Here is a 16,342-nt window from a genome sequence, read left to right as displayed (position 1 = left end):
GAATTACGGGTCGCGGTGGCTGCGCGTCAGCGCGCCGCCCTCATCGCGAGGCGGATACCGTTGAGCTTGGTCTTCAAGGAAGCGTCGACCATGCGGGAGCCCATCTTCACGATGAGGCCGCCGATCAGGCTCGGATCGACGACGAGGTCGATGTCCACGTCGGCCCTGGCGATGTCCTTCAGGGACGCCTTGATCTCCTCGATCAGGGCATCGGACGGCCGCTCGGCCACCCGCACCTCGGCCCGCACGATGCCCTTCGATTCCTGCACCAGGGCGCGGAAGGCGGCGATCATGCCCGGAAGGGCGAAGAGGCGGCGGTTCGCGGCGGAGAGCCGGATGAAATTCGCGGCAAGCCCGGTGATGCCGGACCTCTCGAGGATGGCGCCGATGGCGGCTTCCTGCTCCTCGGCACTGAAGACGGGGCTGCGGACGAGGCGGCGGAGGTCCGCGCTCTCCTTCAGCATTCCGTCGAAGCGATTGAGGGATTCGGCGACCGCGTCGAGCTGCCGCTCGTCCCGCGCGAGCTCGAAGAGGGCGGAAGCGTACCGGCCCGCCACGCCTGCGACCAGGGGACCAGCCTCGGAACCGTTCTGCGCCACCCGTCGCTCTCTTCTCTCGTTGCCCACCCGTCGCAGCCTTTGGGCCTCGTTCGGGCGCTGCGCAAGGCCTTTCGGCCCTGGGCAATGGTTTTTGGAACGCGCCGGGATCGAAGAGGGCGTGACCGCCCCCGACCGGCGCGGCGACCGCCTAGCATGGCTGAGCGGATCGGCGCAAGGCGACGCCGCGGGCTGCGCGACAGGGCGGCAGAAGTGTGACGGCTCCGGTGACGGCCGTTTCAGCAGGCCAGCCGGTCGCAGCGCCGGGTGCTGGCGATCATCTTCGCCATGGACCTCGCCCCGGGATGCCCCAGGATGCCCGCGTTGCCGAGGACGTAGGACGGCGTGGCGTAGAGGCCGAGATCGGCCGCCATGCGCATGTGGCTCTTGAGGGCGAGGCGGACTTCCTCGCTGTCAGCGATCTCCTCCACCTCCGCCTGCGACAGGCCGAGGGACGCCGCCGCTGCCAGCGCTCCGGGTCCGTCGATGCGGCCGGGCCGGGACAGCAACGTCCGGTAGAAACCGAACGCCGCATCCGAGCCGAGCTTGCGCTGCACCGCGAGCATCACCTTGGCGGCCTGAGCCGATTCCGGCGATAGAATCGGGTTTTCCACAAGGCCGATCCGGAGGGTCGGGTCCGAGTCGCGGAGGGCGACGACATCGGCCGCGGCCTTCCGGCACCAGGGGCAGTTGAAGTCGAAGAACTCGTAGAGGGTGGTCTCCGCGTCCCTCGGCCCGGCATAGGTGACGCCGCGCAGGGCCGGGATCTGCCCGGTGATCTCGCCGGGCAGGACCGAATTCGCCACGGGCTTGCCGTCGTCGCCGGTCACGGAGACGCGCTGCCCGTAGGATTGCGCGGCGGCGGGGCCGGCCAGGGCGAGGCCGGCGGAGGCCGCAAGGAGGCGGCGGCGGGTGACAATCATGGGTCCGAACCGTCAGGCGATGCGATGCGCGGGCGCAGGGCATCTGGCCCCGGCCGCGGGCGCATTTATGGCCGCCTGCCGGTTGGCTTCACCTTAAGCCCGGCGGACGCTCTCCGCTCGCCCAGGCCAGGGCCTGCTCCATGCGGTCGTTGCCCCAGAACAGCTCGCCGTCGTCGGTGAGGAAGGTCGGCGCGCCGAAGATTCCCCTGGATCGGGCCTCCTCCACGCTCACCCGCAGCTTGGTCTTGTTGGCATCGGAGGCCGCGGCCCGCAGCACCTGGGTGCCGTCGAGGCCGAGCGAATCCAGGATGGCCACCACAGCGGCGGGCTCGGCGATGGATTGTCCCTTCGAAAAACTCGCCGAGAAGACGGCCTTCGAGAAGGGAACGAGCCAGTCCTGGTCCTGGCCGAAGATCGCCACGCGCACGGCGTTGAGGCTGTTCTGGGGAAAGGGATCGGGCTTGGTGATCGGCGGGAGGCCGTAGGAGGCCGCCATCCGCTCGAAATCCCGCCACATGTTGCGGCCCTTGGCCGGGAATAGATTGAACGGGGAGGTCGTCCAGCCCTGGGATGCGAAGAGCGGTCCGACCAGAAACGGGCGCCACCGCACGCTCACCCCGGCCTTCTCCGCAGCCTCCTCGATGCGGTGCGCCGCGAGGTGCGAGTAGGTGGACGCGAATTCGTACCAGAACTCCAAAGTGGGCTGGCGCGCCATCTGTTCCGCCTCTCGGTACTCTTCCTGGGGGATCGCTTTGGCGAAGTTGGGCCACCGGCGCCAGGGCTCAAGCAGTCCGGGTCGCCGATTCGATCCGTTCGTCAGTCGGGCATACGCTCAAGACGGCATGGCGGTTGCAGGACCGTGTTGCAGGCCGGTGTCACCCGCGATAAGCCGCCGCAACCCAGGCCCTCCCGTTCCGGACATCGCATGACCGCTTCCGCCAAGCCCCCCGTCAAGAAGGTCGTGCTCGCCTATTCCGGCGGCCTGGACACCTCCATCATCCTGAAGTGGCTACAGACCACCTATGGCTGCGAGGTGGTGACATTCACGGCCGATCTGGGCCAAGGGGAGGAACTCGAGCCCGCGCGGCGCAAGGCGGAGCTTTTGGGCATCAAGCCCGAGAACATCTACATCGAGGACCTGCGCGAGGAATTCATCCGCGACTACGTCTTCCCGATGTTCCGGGCCAACGCCGTCTACGAGGGCGTCTATCTTCTGGGCACGTCGATTGCCCGGCCGCTGATCGCCAAGAAGCAGATCGAGATCGCCGAGCGGGTGGGGGCGGACACCGTCTGCCACGGCGCCACCGGCAAGGGGAATGATCAGGTCCGGTTTGAGCTCGGTTATTACGCCCTCAAGCCCGACGTGACGGTGATCGCCCCCTGGCGGGAATGGGACCTGCGCTCCCGCGAGCAGCTGATCGCCTTCGCCGAGCAGCACCAGATTCCGATCGCCAAGGACAAGCGCGGCGAGAGCCCCTTCTCCGTCGATGCGAATCTTTTGCATGCGTCGTCCGAGGGCAAGGTGCTGGAGGATCCGGCGGTCGAGGTGCCGGACTACGTCTATTCGCGTACCCTCTCGCCTGAGGAGGCGCCGGACCAACCGACCGTCATCACGATCGGCTTCGAGCGGGGCGACGCGGTCTCGATCGACGGAGAGGCGCTGTCCCCGGCGGCCCTGCTGGCCAAGCTCAATGAGTTGGGCCGGGCCAACGGCATCGGCCGCCTGGACCTCGTGGAGAACCGCTTCGTCGGTATGAAGAGCCGTGGCATGTACGAGACGCCCGGCGGCACCATCCTCCTGCCGGCCCACCGGGCCATCGAGTCGATCACCCTCGACCGCGGCGCCGCACATCTCAAGGACCAGCTGATGCCGCAATATGCGGAGCTGATCTACAACGGCTTCTGGTTCTCGCCGGAGCGGGAGATGATCCAGGCGCTCATCGACAAGAGCCAGGAGAAGGTCACCGGCACGGTGCGGCTCAAGCTCTACAAGGGCGGCGTCCACGTCATCGGCCGGGAAAGCCCGCACTCCCTGTACGATCAGGACCTCGTGACCTTCGAGGAGGGCGCCGTGGCCTACGACCACCGGGATGCGGCTGGCTTCATCAAGCTGAACGCCCTGCGCCTGCGGACCCTCGCCCAGCGCAAGAAGCGTGAGGGCTGATCACCGCCGCATCATCGCGGGCGGAAAGACAGGGACCGACGGAGGCGGCACGTCAGGGCGCGGCGGACGACACGATCGTTTCGCCTCGCCGGCTACCGTTTGAGGCAACCGGCCAGGCCTTCGGTCCGCCCCATCATCCCCTGGATCCGCGCTGCCCGCCGACGCACGCCGGCGGAGGGGTGGCCGGCGCTGCGCAGGATCGGGTTCGGCAGCACCGCGGCGAGCAAAGCCGCCTCGGAGCGGGTGAGGTCGGAGGCATCCTTGCGGAACCAGCGGCGGCTCGCCGCCTGGGCGCCGTAGATGCCGTCCCCCCATTCGGCGACGTTGAGGTAGATCTCCATCATCCGGCGCTTGCCCCACAGGCTGTCCAGGGCGAGGGCGAGGGGGATCTCGATAGCCTTGCGGATGTAGGACCGCCCCGGCCACAGGAACACGTTCTTCACCGTCTGCATGGCGATGGTGGAGGCGCCCCGCGACGGGGAATCCTCGTCTTCCACCACATCCCGCAGGGCGCCGAAATCGACGCCGTGATCGAGGCAGAATCGCTGATCCTCGGAGGTGAGGACCGCCAGCGGCAGGGCGGGCGCCATTTGCGACAGGGGTAACGCCTGCCGGTCGACCGGCTGGAAGGTCAGCCAACGGCCAAGCATCAGGGTCGACGGCGGCGTCACCGAGCTATAGACGAGCGCGAGCGTGAGCATGAGGACGACGATGATGGCGGGAAGGAGCAGCGCAAGCCCTACCGCCCGGCGTAACGGGGCGGCCCGGCGCGGCCGGGCCGACGGACGCGGGCGTTTCGCCTCGTCGGGCGGCCCGTCGGCTTCGATGTCATCCTCCCTCACGCCGATGCTCAACTCACCCCGCACGGCCAAATCCGGACGCAGCGCCCGATGAATTCGAACCTCTCAACGCAGTCGGAAGGCCGTCCGGTCAAGGCGAAGTCTTCCGCCCCCGACTTTTCCCACAGGCTCGCGCAGGTTGCAGACCAAGTCGAGACCTTCCTCGTCGAAAGGCTCGGCGCCGAAGTCGGGCCCGGCGAGATCGTCCGCCCGCCCCGGCTGATGGAAGCGATGCGCCATGCGGTGCTCGGCGGCGGCAAGCGCCTGCGCCCGTTCCTGGCCATCGAGACGGCGCGGATGCTCGGCGGCGCCGAGGCGGCGGCCCTGGCGGCCGGCGCCGGCGTGGAGCTGGTCCATTGCTACTCCCTGGTCCACGACGACCTGCCGGCCATGGACAACGACGACATGCGCCGCGGCAAGCCGACGGTGCACAAGGCCTACGACGAGGCGACGGCGATCCTCGTCGGTGACGCCCTGCAGACCTTGGCGTTCGAGGTGGTGGCCGATCCGGCGTGGCAGCCCGATCCGGCGATCCGCGCCGACCTCGTGCTCGGCCTCGCCCGGGCCTCGGGCCTCGGCGGCATGGTCGGAGGCCAGCTCCTCGACCTTACCGCCGAGGGCCGGTTCGGAGCCGTGGATCTGGGGGTGGACGACACCCTGCGGATGCAGGCCATGAAGACCGGCGCGATCCTGGCCTTCTCCGTGGAGGCCGGTGCCCTCGTCGGCGGGGCGAACGAGCGGGAGCGCGCCGCGCTCCTGCGCTACGGCCACGCCCTGGGTCAGGCGTTCCAGATCGCGGACGACATCCTGGACCGGGAGGCCTCACCGGAGGCGATGGGCAAGGCCACCGGCAAGGACAAGGACGCCGGGAAGGCGACCCTGGTGGACCGCCTCGGCCTCGACGGCGCCCGCGCCGAATGCGACCGCCTCGTGGGCGTCTGCGAGGATGCCGTCTCCCAATGGGGCGAGAAGGCCCGGGTCCTGCGCGACGCGGCCCGTTTCACGGTCGCGCGGAAGACCTGAGCGTTCCGCGCGAACCCGTATGGCGCGGGCCCCTCCTCCCCGCGGGGAGGGGGCGCCATGGAGCCTCACCCCCGGCCGACATACGGCATCTTCGTCGCCATCACGGTCATGAACTGGACGTTGGCGTCGATCGGGAGGCTGGCCATCATCAGGATGGCGTCACCGACATGGGCTGCATCCATCACGGCTTCGGCGCGGATGCTGCCGTCGGCCTGGGCCACGCCCTCCTTCATCCGGCCGCCCATGGGCGTATCGGCATTGCCGATATCGATCTGGCCGCAGGCGATGTCGTAGGCGCGCCCATCGAGGGAGGTGGATTTCGTGATTCCGGTCACCGCATGTTTGGTGGCCGTATAGGCGATGGAATTGGGCCGCGGGGCGTAGGCCGAAATCGACCCGTTGTTGATGATGCGGCCCCCACGGGGGGTCTGGTCGCGCATGATCCGGAAGGCGTGCTGCGTACACAGGAAGATAGCCGTCAGGTTGGTGTCCACGACCTGCCGCCACGTCTCCAGGGGAAGGTCCTCCAGCGGCACCGCGGGTGCGCCGATCCCGGCATTGTTGAACAGCAGATCGAGCCGCCCGAACCGCGAGACCGTGGCGTCGAAGAGCGCCCGGATGGAGTCCGGGTCCGTGACGTCGGTGGGCACGACCAGGGCGTTTTCGGCACCGATCTTCCCGGCCACCTCGTCCAAGGGTTCCCTGCGGCGACCCGAGAGGACGACCTTCCAGCCGGCCCCGGCCAGGGCGCAGGCTGCCGCCTTGCCGACGCCGGTCCCGGCCCCCGTCACGATCGCAATCCTGTCCGCTCCGCTCACGTCGTCCTCCCGGTTCTCGTTTGCGAATGGCTGTAGTGCGGGCGAGGCGCGGGTTGCAATCGGCGCGCAGGGCGGACCCTAAAAGGCTCGCGGGGGATTGTCCCCCAGTCCACGGCCCAAGGCCGGGGAAGCCGGAGCGCCGCGACCCGTGACCCCAACAGCCGCCTCGTCCTCCGGGTCTCTTCCACCTCCCGAAGGCGTCGCCTTCCGCCGGATCGCTCTTGGCTCCGTCACGCTTCATGTGGCCGAGGCCGGGCCCACCGACGGACCCGTGCTCATCCTGCTGCACGGTTTTCCGGAGAGCTGGGCCGGCTGGCGACGGCAGATCTCGCCCCTGGCGGAAGCGGGCTGGCGGGTGATCGTCCCGGACCAGCGCGGATACGGGGCGAGCGACAAGCCCGACAGGGTCTCCGCCTACCACCTCGACCGCCTCGCCGGGGATGTCGTGGCGTTGGGACAAGCCTGCGGCGCCGAACGCTTCTACCTCGCCGGTCACGATTGGGGCGGCCTCGTCGCATGGTGGACGGCAAGCTTCCATCCCGACAGGGTCGCGCGCCTCGCGATCCTGAATGCGCCGCATCCCGGCATCGTCGGTTCCTACCTGCGCCGCCATCCGGGACAGTGGTTGCGCAGTGTCTACGTCGGCGTCTTCCAGATGCACGGCTTGGCCGAGACGTTGTTGACCGCTCGAGACGGCCGCGCCCTGCGTCGTGCCCTCTCTGATACCAGCCGACCGGGCACCTTTTCGCCCGCGGAACTCGACGCCTACGCCCGGGACTGGACCGCCCCCGGGACGATGACCGCGATGCTGGCATGGTACCGCGCCCTGGTCCGCCTCCCCCGGCGCCATCCGCCTCGTGTGCGGATGCCGGTGCTAATCCTGTGGGGCCGAAAGGATCACGCCCTCCAGTCTGGCCTCGCCGAAGCGAGCCTGAACCTCTGCGACCGGGGCCGGATCGTATGGTTCCCGAGGGCCACCCATTGGGTTCAGCATGAGGAGGCTGACACGGTGAACGCCGAACTTAAGGCATTCTTCGCATCCGGGAAAACAGTCGATCAGGCTGATTAAGGGGCCATCATCGTATTCGAAGCGGCGATAATCCCTGAATTTACCGGACAAAGCCGCTGTTTTGTCGTCTGACGGGCCGGAACTTCGTGACGGCTGAACCTCTTACGCCGCCGCATGACACTTTCGTGCGGAGGACCTTCGTGATCTCTCTTCGTAATTCCCTGGCGGCCGGCCTCGTGCTCGGTGCGCTTTTGTCCGCTCCGGCCCAGGCCGCTCCGGTGCAGGTCCAGGCAGGCCTTGGGCCGGCGGGCCTCGTCGATACCGTGGCGATGTATCACTACCGTCATCACCGGATGCACCGCCACCATTCCACCCGCCATGAGCGCATGATGCGGCGGCGGAACGTCATGCGTCACGGCGATCCGAACGCCCGCAACCCGCAGCAGCCGGGCTACAAGCAGCAGCTCGGCAACACCACGGGCGGTCCGCGCTACTGATCGCTCGCCCCCGGACGTCGTGGCCCGGCGGAGGCGCCGGGCCACGACGTCCCCAGGCAAGCAGGGCGGCGGGACTGATTCGCAGCCGGCGCTCTGGTATGAGGCGGCATGGGCCGCTCATCTCGTTCCCCCACCGCGCCGCAGGAGACGAACGGTCTCGATCCGGCGGGCGCCACGCCGATGATGGCGCAGTACATCGAGATCAAGGCGGCCAACCCCGATTGTCTCCTGTTCTACCGGATGGGAGACTTCTACGAGCTGTTCTTCGCGGACGCGGAGATCGCATCCCGGGCGTTGGGCATCGTCCTGACAAAACGGGGCAAGCATGCGGGATCGGAAATCCCGATGTGCGGCGTGCCCGTCGAGCGGTCGGACGACTACCTCAACCGTCTCATCGCCCTCGGCCACCGGGTCGCGGTCTGCGAACAGACGGAGGATCCGGCCGAGGCGAAGCGGCGCGGGCCGAAATCCGTGGTGCGCCGGGAGGTGGTGCGGCTCGTCACCCCCGGCACCATCACCGAAGACCGCCTCCTCGATCCGTCGAGCGCCAATCTCCTCCTGGCCATCGGGCGGCAGAAGATCTCCGACGGCGGGTACGTCTACGGCCTCGCGGCCATCGATATCTCCACCGGTCGCTTTTCCCTCAGCGAGGTTCCGGCCGGCGAGCTGTCGGGCGCCATCGCCCGGCACGATCCCCGTGAGATCGTGCTCTCGGAGGTGATCCACGCCGATCCCGGCCTTGCCCGCCTGTGGCAGGACAACACGCGGGCGGCCGTCGTCCCCCTAGCTCAGGCGGAACTCGAGCCCGCCGCCGCCGAGCGGCGGATCCGCGAGCAATATGGCGTGTCTACGCTCGACGGGTTCGGCCGGTTCACCCGCGCCGAAATCGCGGCGGCCGGCACGGGCCTCCTCTACATCGCGCGGACGCAACTCGCGGCGCGGGCGCCCCTGGCCGTGCCGAGCCGCGAAGAGACCGGGGCGACGCTGGCTATCGACGCGGCCACCCGCGCCAACCTGGAACTGACGCGGACTCTCGCGGGCGAACGCACCGGGAGCCTCCTCGCCACCATCGACCGAACGGTGACGGCCAACGGCGCCCGCCTGCTCGCGGAGCACCTCGCCGGGCCCCTCACCGATCTCACGCGCATCGCCCGGCGGCAGGACGCCGTGGCGCGCCTCGCCGAGGACGGCCCCCTCCGCGAGGGCTGCCGCGAGGCCCTTGCCTCCGCGCCGGACCTGCCCCGCGCCCTCTCGCGGATCGGTCTCGGCCGGGCCGGCCCCAGGGACCTCGCCGCGATCCGGGACAGCCTCGCGGCGGCGCAACGGATCGCCGACACGCTGGTTGCGGCGCCCGAACTGCCGGCCGCGCTGGCGGAGATCGGCCGTGCGCTGGCAGGCGTCGATCCCGACCTCGCGGCGACCCTGACCGCGGCCCTCGCCGACGATCTGCCGCTGACCCGCCGCGACGGCGGCTTCGTCCGGCCGGGCTTCCTGGCGGAGATCGACGAAGCCCGGTTGCTCGGTCAGGATTCGCGGAAAGTCGTGGCCGCCCTCCAGGCCCGGTACGCCGAGGAGACAGGCTGCCGGACCCTTCGGATCAAACACAACAACCTTCTCGGCTATTTTATCGAGGTGCCGCAATCGATCGGCGAAGCGTGCCTGAAGGGCCTCCAGAAGGAATTCGTCCACCGGCAGACCATGGTCGATGCCATGCGCTTCACCAGCGTGGAACTGGGCGAACTGGAGCGGAAGATCTCCGGTGCGTCGGACCGCGCCCTCGCCCTCGAGAGCGAGGTGTTCGATGATCTGGCCGCCGCCATCGTCGCGGCATCTGCGAGCCTCGGTGCCGTCGCGGATGCCCTGGCCTCCCTCGACGTGGCGACGAGCCACGCGGCGCTGGCCGTGGAATGCGATTGGCGCCGGCCCATCGTGGACGAGTCCCTGGCCTTCGCGATCGTCGGCGGCCGGCACCCGGTGGTGGAGGCCGCCCTGCGGCGGACGGGGGAGCCGTTCATTGCCAACGATTGCGACCTGTCGGGGGAGGGGCGGGGCCGCATCCGCCTGATCACTGGCCCAAACATGGGCGGCAAGTCGACCTTCCTGCGCCAGAACGCGCTGATCGTCGTGCTTGCGCAGATGGGCGCCTTCGTCCCGGCGGCGTCGGCTCGGATCGGGCGGGTGGACCGGCTGTTCTCGCGGGTCGGCGCCGCGGACGACCTCGCCCGCGGCCAGTCGACCTTCATGGTCGAGATGGTCGAGACCGCGGCGATCCTGAATCAGGCGACCCGGCGTTCCCTGGTGATCCTCGACGAGATCGGCCGCGGCACGGCCACCTTCGATGGACTGTCCATCGCCTGGGCCTGCCTCGAACATCTCCACGAGTCCAATGCCTGCCGGGCCCTGTTCGCCACCCACTTCCACGAACTGACCGCCCTGGGCGATCGGCTGGCGCGGATCGACAACGCCACCCTGAAGGTCGCGGAACATCGCGGCGGGGTGGTGTTCCTGCACGAGGTCGTGCCCGGCATCGCCGAACGGAGCTACGGTCTGCAGGTCGCCCGCCTCGCCGGGCTGCCGGCGCCGGTGGTCGCCCGGGCCGGCGCGATCCTCAAGAGCCTGGAGAAGTCCCAGGGCGGTCGCTCGGCCCGGGCCCGGATCGACGACCTGCCCCTGTTCGCCACCCTCGACCCGCCGCCCCCGCCGGAACCGGCGAGCGAGCCCCCGGAGGATCCCCTCGGCCCGCTCCTCGATGCCGTCGATCCCGACGCACTGACCCCCCGCGAGGCCCTCGACACCCTCTACCGCCTGAAGCGGGAGCGGGAGGCGTTACGGGGCCCCGGCTGAGGCCGTCGGCAGCCCGCTAGTCCGGTCTCGGTTTGGTCTGGATGGCCCCTTCGACCGTCTTTGCGAGCGACAGCGAAGCAATCCAGGGCAGCGGAACCTGACCGGATGCGGAGAATCCCTGGATTGCTTCGCTTCGCTCGCAAAGACGACAGACGCAATTTGATCCGAGTATCCACGACACTGCGCTAAGACCCAGGCCGGATGGGAATCGCAATCTCGATCCGGGTGCCATCCCCGTCGGCGATCCAGCGGACGGACCCGCGGAGCTGTCGGGCGACCATCTCCACGAGGCTGCGGCCGAAACCCGCCTCGTTCGGCGTGTCATTCGCAAGTCCGATCCCGTCGTCGCTCACCTCGATCCGCATCCCGGCCTCAGTCCGCCGGGCCGTGATCGCCACCCGTCCCGCTCGACCGCCCGGGAAGGCGTGGCGGAGGGCGTTGGACGCGAGTTCGTGAATCATCAGCGCCAGCGGCGCCGCCATGGAGGCGGGCAGCCTGATGGCCTCGACCTCCGTATCGATGCAGATCCGGTCGTCGGCCATGCCGGCGTCGAGATCGGACAGCAACTCGCTCACGAACTCGGTCAGTCCGAAATGAGTGCCTTCTTCCTCGGCATAGAGGAGCCTATGGGCGATGGAGATCGCCCCGATGCGCTCGGCCATGCCTTCGAGGGCGAGGCGGGTCTCCACCTCCGGCATGCGCCGGGCCTTCAGCAGCATGAGCGAAGAGATCACCTGAAGGTTATTCTTGACCCGATGGTCGATCTCCCGGAGCAGCGCCGTCTTCTGGTCGAGGGCGGTGTTCAGGGTGGCGGTGCGAGCCTCGACCTGCTTCTCCACCTCCTCCTTCATCTGCCGGGTCAGCTCCGCCCGGTGAATATGCGTCGTGTCCGTCTGCGTTGCGAAAAAGTAGGCCAGCCCATTCTCGTCGTGGACGGGCGTGAGCGTCATCGCGTTCCAGTACGATGTGCCGTCCTTGCGGTAGTTGAGCAGTTCCACCGACGTCGCCTTGCCCGCTGCGATCGCGTCGCGCATGCGGGCCACCTGCGCGTGGTCGGTCGCCGGGCCCTGCAACAGCCTGCAATTGCGGCCGCGCATCTCGTCGGCGGTGTAGCCCGTCTGCCGGGTGAACGCCTCGTTGACCCAGACAATCGGGTGATCGGGCGCACGGGCGTCCGTGACGAGCATCGGGGATGGTGTCGCCGCGAAAGCGCTCGCAAGGGTTATGGCTGGAGGACCGCCTTCGGACCCGATACTCAACGCCCTATCCAATCTACCCCGCCGACCATTTGCTTCGGCCCGGCGTAAAGGGCCATTAAGCAGGCATTGACCATGATGGAAGGGCTGGCCCGCGCGGCGAGACATGTGCGGCGCAAGGTCGCCATGTTTCTGCCTGACAAGAGCGGGCCGTTCAAGGAGTTCCGCCGATGGCCGTCGCCGCCCAGGAGCAACCGCGCCGGTTTCGGCTTCGGGACATCGTCGAGGATAAGCGCATCGTCTTGATGCTCGCCCTCGGTTTTTCTTCGGGGCTTCCGCTTCTTCTGGTGCTGGGGACCTTTACCCTGCGCCTCGCCTTTTCCGATATCGACGTCCGGACGATCGGCCTTTTCAGCTACGTGGCGCTTCCCTACTCGCTGAAGTTCCTCTGGGCGCCGATAATCGACCGGCTCGATCTGCCACTGCTCTCCCGGGCCCTCGGCCGGCGTCGCTCATGGATGGTGGCGACCCAAACGGCCACGGCGGCCTGCCTTGTCCTGATGGCCTTCGCGGACCCGAAGTCGGACCTCGCCCTCCTCGGGCTCGGCGCCTTCCTCGTGGCGTTCTGTGCGGCGAGCCAGGACGTGGTGATCGACGGGTGGCGCATCGACGCCGCCGGAAGCGACATGCAGGGCATCCTCGCCGCCACGTCGAACCTTGGTTACCGCCTCGGCCTCATCACGGCCGGCGCGGGGGCCTTGTTCATCGCGGCATCTGGCGGATGGAAGGTGGCCTACCTGTGCATGGGCGGGCTCATGCTCGTCGGCCTCGTCGCAGCGCTCTTCGCCCCGGCCTACGACCGTCGGCGGGATGCAGTGCCGGAGGCGGCCCGCGCCTCGCGCTTCTGGTCGGCCCGCCGGGCCCTGGCGGAGCCCCTCACCGAGTTGCACGCCCGCTTCGGCCCGGCCCTCTATGCCATCCTCCTGCTCGTGGCGTTGTACCGGCTGCCGGATTTTCTCTCGGGCGTGATGGCGAGCCCCCTCTACCGGACCCTGGGCTTCGACCTGAAGGAGATCGCCACAGTCACGAAGCTCTACGGTGTCTGGGTCGGCATCGCGGGCGGTTTCGCGGGAGGCTGGGCGCTGGCCCGGCTCGGGCTCTTCCCGACGCTCCTGCTTGGAGCCTTCCTGGCCGCGTCGTCCCACCTCGCCTTCGCGTGGCTGTCGGCGGGCGCGCCTGAGCTCTGGCGGCTTACCATCGCCATCTCCATCGAGAACTTTTGCGGCTCCTTCGCCGGCATCGTGCTCATCGCCTACATGTCGAGCCTGACGAGCCCGGCCTATGCGGCGACGCAATATGCCCTGTTCTCGTCGCTCTACGCCCTGCCGGGCAAGCTCATTGCCGGCTCGGCGGGATTCATCGTGGCGGCGATCGGCTACCCGGCCTTCTTCGTGCTAACCTCCCTCATCGGCCTGCCCGTGCTGGCCCTCTGCCTCGCGGTGGGGCGGCGTAGCTCTGCGGCGGCCGCACGGAAAGAGGCGGCCACGGATGGGAACTCCCCGAGCATCTCCCCGCTTCCTTCCCCCGCGAGGGCGCCTGCCGGTGAGACCGGGGCGGCGAAAAGTCTGGCCTGAGGGACATGATCCGGAGCGAAGGTGCGATGAGCGGCAGTGATGTGATCCTCTCAGGCGAGATCCTTCCGGCGTCTGACCAAGCGACTCCCACCCTGAGCGAGGAGGATCTCGCCGCCCTTCGCAGGGCGGTGCAGGCCCTCGAACGCCCTGGCCTCGCCGCGCGCCTGTCGGCGGCGGCCGGCACGCCCATCGAATTGATCGGACGGTCCCTCCCGGCCCCGGTGATGGACGTGGTGGCCAAGAGCACGGAATCCGCCCTGCGGGCGGCGATCCGCGTGGCACTCGCGACCCTTCCGAAGGAAAGCGCCGCCGAGGGTGACCCCAGCGTGCTGCCGGTCACCCAGCCGAAGGGCGAGAACCGGTTCATGCGTCTGATCGGCTCCGGAGACGGCAAGCACCGGGCGATGGCCGCCGTCTCCGGTGCGCTGGGGGGGGCGTTCGGCCTCGCGACCATCGCGGTCGAACTCCCCGTCTCGACGACGCTGATGCTCCGTTCCATCGCCGAGATCGCCCGCGAGGAAGGTGAGGAGATCGGCACCCCCGAAGGAGCGCTGGCCTGCATCCAGGTCTTCGCCCTGGGCGGCGGCAAGCTCGCGACCTCGGCGGATACCGGCTCGACCCTGACCGAGAGCGGCTACTTCGCCGTCAGGGCCGCCCTCGCCAAGACGATGGCCGAGGCGGCCAAATACGCCGGCACCATCGCCCTGGCGGACCAGTCGGGCCCGGCCCTCATGCGTTTTGCGGCACAGGTCGCGGCCCGGTTCGGCATCGTCGTGTCGGAAAAGGTGGCGGCTCAGGCGGTGCCGATTCTCGGAGCCGTCGGCGGAGCGGCGGTCAACACCGTGTTCATGAGCCACTTCCAGACGACGGCCCGGGCGCATTTCACCATCCGCCGCCTGGAGCGGCGCTATGGCGCTCCAGCGGTCCGCGCCGCCTACGAGATCGAGAAGGCCGCCCTCGGCCCCGCCTGACGCGCGCACAAGGGTGGTCGTCCTTGGCCCGCCCTTACACCGCGCCGTCGAGGAAAAGGCGGTAGGCCGGGTTGTCGGTCTCGTCCGTGGCAGGATAGCCGAGGGACTCGATGGCCGCATCGAACCGGGCCGTCTCGCCGGGCGGCACGTCGATGCCGGCAAGCACGCGACCGTAATCGGCACCGTGGTTCCGATAGTGGAACAGGGTGATGTCGAAATCCGGCCCGAGGGCGTCGAGGAACTTCATCAGCGCGCCCGGCCGTTCCGGGAACTGGAAGCGGAACAGCCGCTCGTGCCCCAGGCCCGGGCTGCGGCCGCCAACCATGTAGCGCACATGGACCTTGGCCATCTCGTTGTCGCTCATGTCCAAGACACGATAGCCCGCCTCGCGCAGGGAGCCGATCAGCTCCTGCTTCTCGCGCTTGCCCCCGCTCAGGTTGATGCCGACGAAGATCTGCGCATCCGAAGCCAGCGCCTGCCTGTAGTTGAACTCGGTGATGGCGCGGGGCCCGAGCGCGTTGATGAAGGCGCGGTAGGCCCCCGGCCGCTCGGGGATCGTTACCCCCAGCAGGACTTCCCGTTGCTCGCCGATCTCAGCCCGCTCGGCGATGTGCCGAAGGCGGTCGAAATTTAGGTTCGCGCCCGAAGATACGGCCACAAGCGTGCCGGTGCCGCCCTCCCGCTCGGCATAGATCTTCGCACCCGCGAGGCTGAGGGCACCGGATGGCTCGGAGACGGCCCGGGTGTCGTCGAAGATGTCCTTCACCGCCGCGCACATCGCGTCGGTGTCGACGGTGATGACGCCGTCGAGGTGCTCGCGGCACAGGCGGAAGGTCTCCTCGCCCGCGCGGCGCACCGCGACGCCGTCCGCGAACAGGCCGACGGAGGGGAGATCGACCAGCGCCCCCATGTCGAGGGCGGCCTTCATACAGGCCGCGTCCTCGGGCTCGACGCCGATCACCTTTGTTTCGGGCCGCAGGTATTTCACGAAGGTCGCGATCCCCGCCGCGAGGCCACCGCCGCCGACGGGGACGAAGATCGCCTCGATGAGCCCGGTATGCTGCTGCAGGATCTCCTTGCCGATCGTCCCCTGGCCGGCGATCACCTCCGGGTCGTCGAAGGGATGCAGGAAGGTGAGCCCGTCTTCGTGCTCCCGACGGCGGGCTTCGGCCAGGGCCTCGTCGAAGGCGTCGCCGTGCAGGACGACCTCCGCCCCCCGCGCCCGACAGGCATCGACCTTGATGGAAGGGGTGGTGCGCGGCATCACGATCACCGCCCGGGCGCCGAGCTTTGCCGCCGCCAGGGCGACGCCCTGGGCATGGTTGCCCGCCGAGGCGCAGACGACGCCCTTGGCGATCTGCTCGGGGGCGAGGCCGGACATCTTGTTGTAGGCGCCGCGAAGCTTGAACGAGAAGACCGGTTGCAGGTCCTCGCGCTTCAGGAGCACGGGTCGCTCCAGCCGGCTCGAAAGGCGCGGCATCGGATCGAGCGGGCTCACGATCGCCACGTCGTAGACGCGGGCGGTGAGGATCTTCTTGATATAGTCGGTCATGGCCACGGATTTTGTCGTGAGCCTCGCGCTCTAGACCCTTCCGTCGTGCGAGGCGAGGGCACCCCACGCAACCCGGCCATCGCGCACGCCATGACGCGGCGCGTTTTCACCCGGCTTAAGCTTGGCAAAGAGTTCGAACTTTTCCCACCCACTCCCTCATCCTGAGGCGCGGCGAAGCCGCCTCGAAGGAGGGCTCCAGATGACGTGGGCGAACTGCAGCTCTCCTTCGAGGCCGTCGTTTCACGACGGCACCTCAGGATGAGCACGGAGGTGGGA

The 16,342-nt window shown here is 68.8% G+C and carries 14 protein-coding genes; 7 read left to right on the top strand and 7 right to left on the bottom strand.

Features of this window, described 5'->3' with window-relative positions:
* Positions 1-26 precede the first annotated feature (26 nt).
* The 3 genes from MFF22_RS05885 to MFF22_RS05875 all read right to left on the bottom strand — a co-directional run bounded on the left by MFF22_RS05885 (position 27) and on the right by MFF22_RS05875 (position 2,234).
* Entirely contained in the window at positions 27-599 is a 573-nt protein-coding gene (locus MFF22_RS05885) for a F0F1 ATP synthase subunit delta (RefSeq protein WP_238248052.1), read from the bottom strand.
* 236 nt (positions 600-835) lie between these two features.
* Entirely contained in the window at positions 836-1,519 is a 684-nt protein-coding gene (locus MFF22_RS05880) for a DsbA family protein (protein ID WP_238248051.1), read from the bottom strand.
* An 88-nt stretch (positions 1,520-1,607) separates the two neighbouring features.
* Positions 1,608-2,234, bottom strand: a complete 627-nt coding sequence (locus MFF22_RS05875; RefSeq protein WP_238248050.1) for a 2-hydroxychromene-2-carboxylate isomerase — start codon at positions 2,232-2,234, stop codon at positions 1,608-1,610.
* A gap of 210 nt (positions 2,235-2,444) precedes the next feature.
* On the opposite strand from MFF22_RS05875, the gene MFF22_RS05870 reads away from it, so the two are divergent.
* Positions 2,445-3,683, top strand: coding sequence for an argininosuccinate synthase (locus MFF22_RS05870; RefSeq protein ID WP_238248049.1), 1,239 nt, complete (start codon positions 2,445-2,447; stop codon positions 3,681-3,683).
* A gap of 92 nt (positions 3,684-3,775) precedes the next feature.
* Here the strand turns inward: MFF22_RS05870 and mtgA are convergent, their stop codons facing one another.
* On the bottom strand, positions 3,776-4,525 hold the full coding sequence (gene mtgA / locus MFF22_RS05865; RefSeq protein ID WP_238248048.1) for a monofunctional biosynthetic peptidoglycan transglycosylase: 750 nt from the start codon (positions 4,523-4,525) through the stop codon (positions 3,776-3,778).
* Positions 4,526-4,573: 48 nt separating this feature from the next.
* On the opposite strand from mtgA, the gene MFF22_RS05860 reads away from it, so the two are divergent.
* The gene (locus MFF22_RS05860; RefSeq protein WP_238248047.1) at positions 4,574-5,545 is read left to right on the top strand and encodes a polyprenyl synthetase family protein; all 972 of its coding nucleotides are present in this window, start codon (positions 4,574-4,576) and stop codon (positions 5,543-5,545) included.
* Positions 5,546-5,610: 65 nt separating this feature from the next.
* Here the strand turns inward: MFF22_RS05860 and MFF22_RS05855 are convergent, their stop codons facing one another.
* Positions 5,611-6,363 carry an SDR family oxidoreductase gene (locus tag MFF22_RS05855; RefSeq protein ID WP_238248046.1) on the bottom strand — a complete coding sequence of 251 codons (753 nt, stop codon included), beginning with the start codon at positions 6,361-6,363 and terminating at the stop codon, positions 5,611-5,613.
* Positions 6,364-6,511: 148 nt separating this feature from the next.
* On the opposite strand from MFF22_RS05855, the gene MFF22_RS05850 reads away from it, so the two are divergent.
* The 3 genes from MFF22_RS05850 to mutS all read left to right on the top strand — a co-directional run bounded on the left by MFF22_RS05850 (position 6,512) and on the right by mutS (position 10,713).
* The gene (locus tag MFF22_RS05850; RefSeq protein WP_238248045.1) at positions 6,512-7,432 is read left to right on the top strand and encodes an alpha/beta fold hydrolase; all 921 of its coding nucleotides are present in this window, start codon (positions 6,512-6,514) and stop codon (positions 7,430-7,432) included.
* A gap of 140 nt (positions 7,433-7,572) precedes the next feature.
* A complete protein-coding gene (locus MFF22_RS05845) occupies positions 7,573-7,869 on the top strand; it encodes a hypothetical protein (RefSeq protein ID WP_370877539.1) in 297 nt (98 codons plus the stop codon).
* Positions 7,870-7,977: 108 nt separating this feature from the next.
* On the top strand, positions 7,978-10,713 hold the full coding sequence (gene mutS / locus MFF22_RS05840) for a DNA mismatch repair protein MutS (RefSeq protein WP_238248044.1): 2,736 nt from the start codon (positions 7,978-7,980) through the stop codon (positions 10,711-10,713).
* 185 nt (positions 10,714-10,898) lie between these two features.
* Here mutS and MFF22_RS05835 read toward each other — a convergent pair whose 3' ends face one another.
* Positions 10,899-11,939, bottom strand: a complete 1,041-nt coding sequence (locus tag MFF22_RS05835) for a PAS domain-containing protein (protein WP_283206159.1) — start codon at positions 11,937-11,939, stop codon at positions 10,899-10,901.
* A gap of 200 nt (positions 11,940-12,139) precedes the next feature.
* Here MFF22_RS05835 and MFF22_RS05830 point away from each other — a divergent pair, with 200 nt between their 5' ends.
* Positions 12,140-13,543, top strand: coding sequence for an AmpG family muropeptide MFS transporter (locus tag MFF22_RS05830; RefSeq protein WP_238248042.1), 1,404 nt, complete (start codon positions 12,140-12,142; stop codon positions 13,541-13,543).
* Between the two features lie 26 nt (positions 13,544-13,569).
* Entirely contained in the window at positions 13,570-14,514 is a 945-nt protein-coding gene (locus MFF22_RS05825; RefSeq protein WP_238248041.1) for an EcsC family protein, read from the top strand.
* A gap of 34 nt (positions 14,515-14,548) precedes the next feature.
* Here MFF22_RS05825 and ilvA read toward each other — a convergent pair whose 3' ends face one another.
* Positions 14,549-16,066, bottom strand: coding sequence for a threonine ammonia-lyase, biosynthetic (gene ilvA / locus MFF22_RS05820; RefSeq protein WP_238248040.1), 1,518 nt, complete (start codon positions 16,064-16,066; stop codon positions 14,549-14,551).
* Positions 16,067-16,342: the final 276 nt, after the last annotated feature.

This window comes from Methylobacterium persicinum, from assembly GCF_022179525.1.
GTDB classification, from domain to species: Bacteria; Pseudomonadota; Alphaproteobacteria; order Rhizobiales; family Beijerinckiaceae; genus Methylobacterium; species Methylobacterium persicinum.
Note: the sequence above shows the minus strand (reverse complement) of the source record. Positions and strands in the feature narration are given on the sequence as shown.

Excerpts from the sequence above, each read along its gene's own strand:
- MFF22_RS05880 (WP_238248051.1), bottom strand. The coding sequence starts at position 1,519 with ATGATTGTCACCCGCCGCCGCCTCCTTGCGGCCTCCGCCGGCCTCGCC.
- MFF22_RS05875 (WP_238248050.1), bottom strand. The coding sequence starts at position 2,234 with ATGGCGCGCCAGCCCACTTTGGAGTTCTGGTACGAATTCGCGTCCACC.
- MFF22_RS05870 (WP_238248049.1), top strand. The coding sequence starts at position 2,445 with ATGACCGCTTCCGCCAAGCCCCCCGTCAAGAAGGTCGTGCTCGCCTAT.
- MFF22_RS05860 (WP_238248047.1), top strand. The coding sequence starts at position 4,574 with ATGAATTCGAACCTCTCAACGCAGTCGGAAGGCCGTCCGGTCAAGGCG.
- mutS (WP_238248044.1), top strand. The coding sequence starts at position 7,978 with ATGGGCCGCTCATCTCGTTCCCCCACCGCGCCGCAGGAGACGAACGGT.
- MFF22_RS05830 (WP_238248042.1), top strand. The coding sequence starts at position 12,140 with ATGGCCGTCGCCGCCCAGGAGCAACCGCGCCGGTTTCGGCTTCGGGAC.
- MFF22_RS05825 (WP_238248041.1), top strand. The coding sequence starts at position 13,570 with ATGAGCGGCAGTGATGTGATCCTCTCAGGCGAGATCCTTCCGGCGTCT.
- ilvA (WP_238248040.1), bottom strand. The coding sequence starts at position 16,066 with ATGACCGACTATATCAAGAAGATCCTCACCGCCCGCGTCTACGACGTG.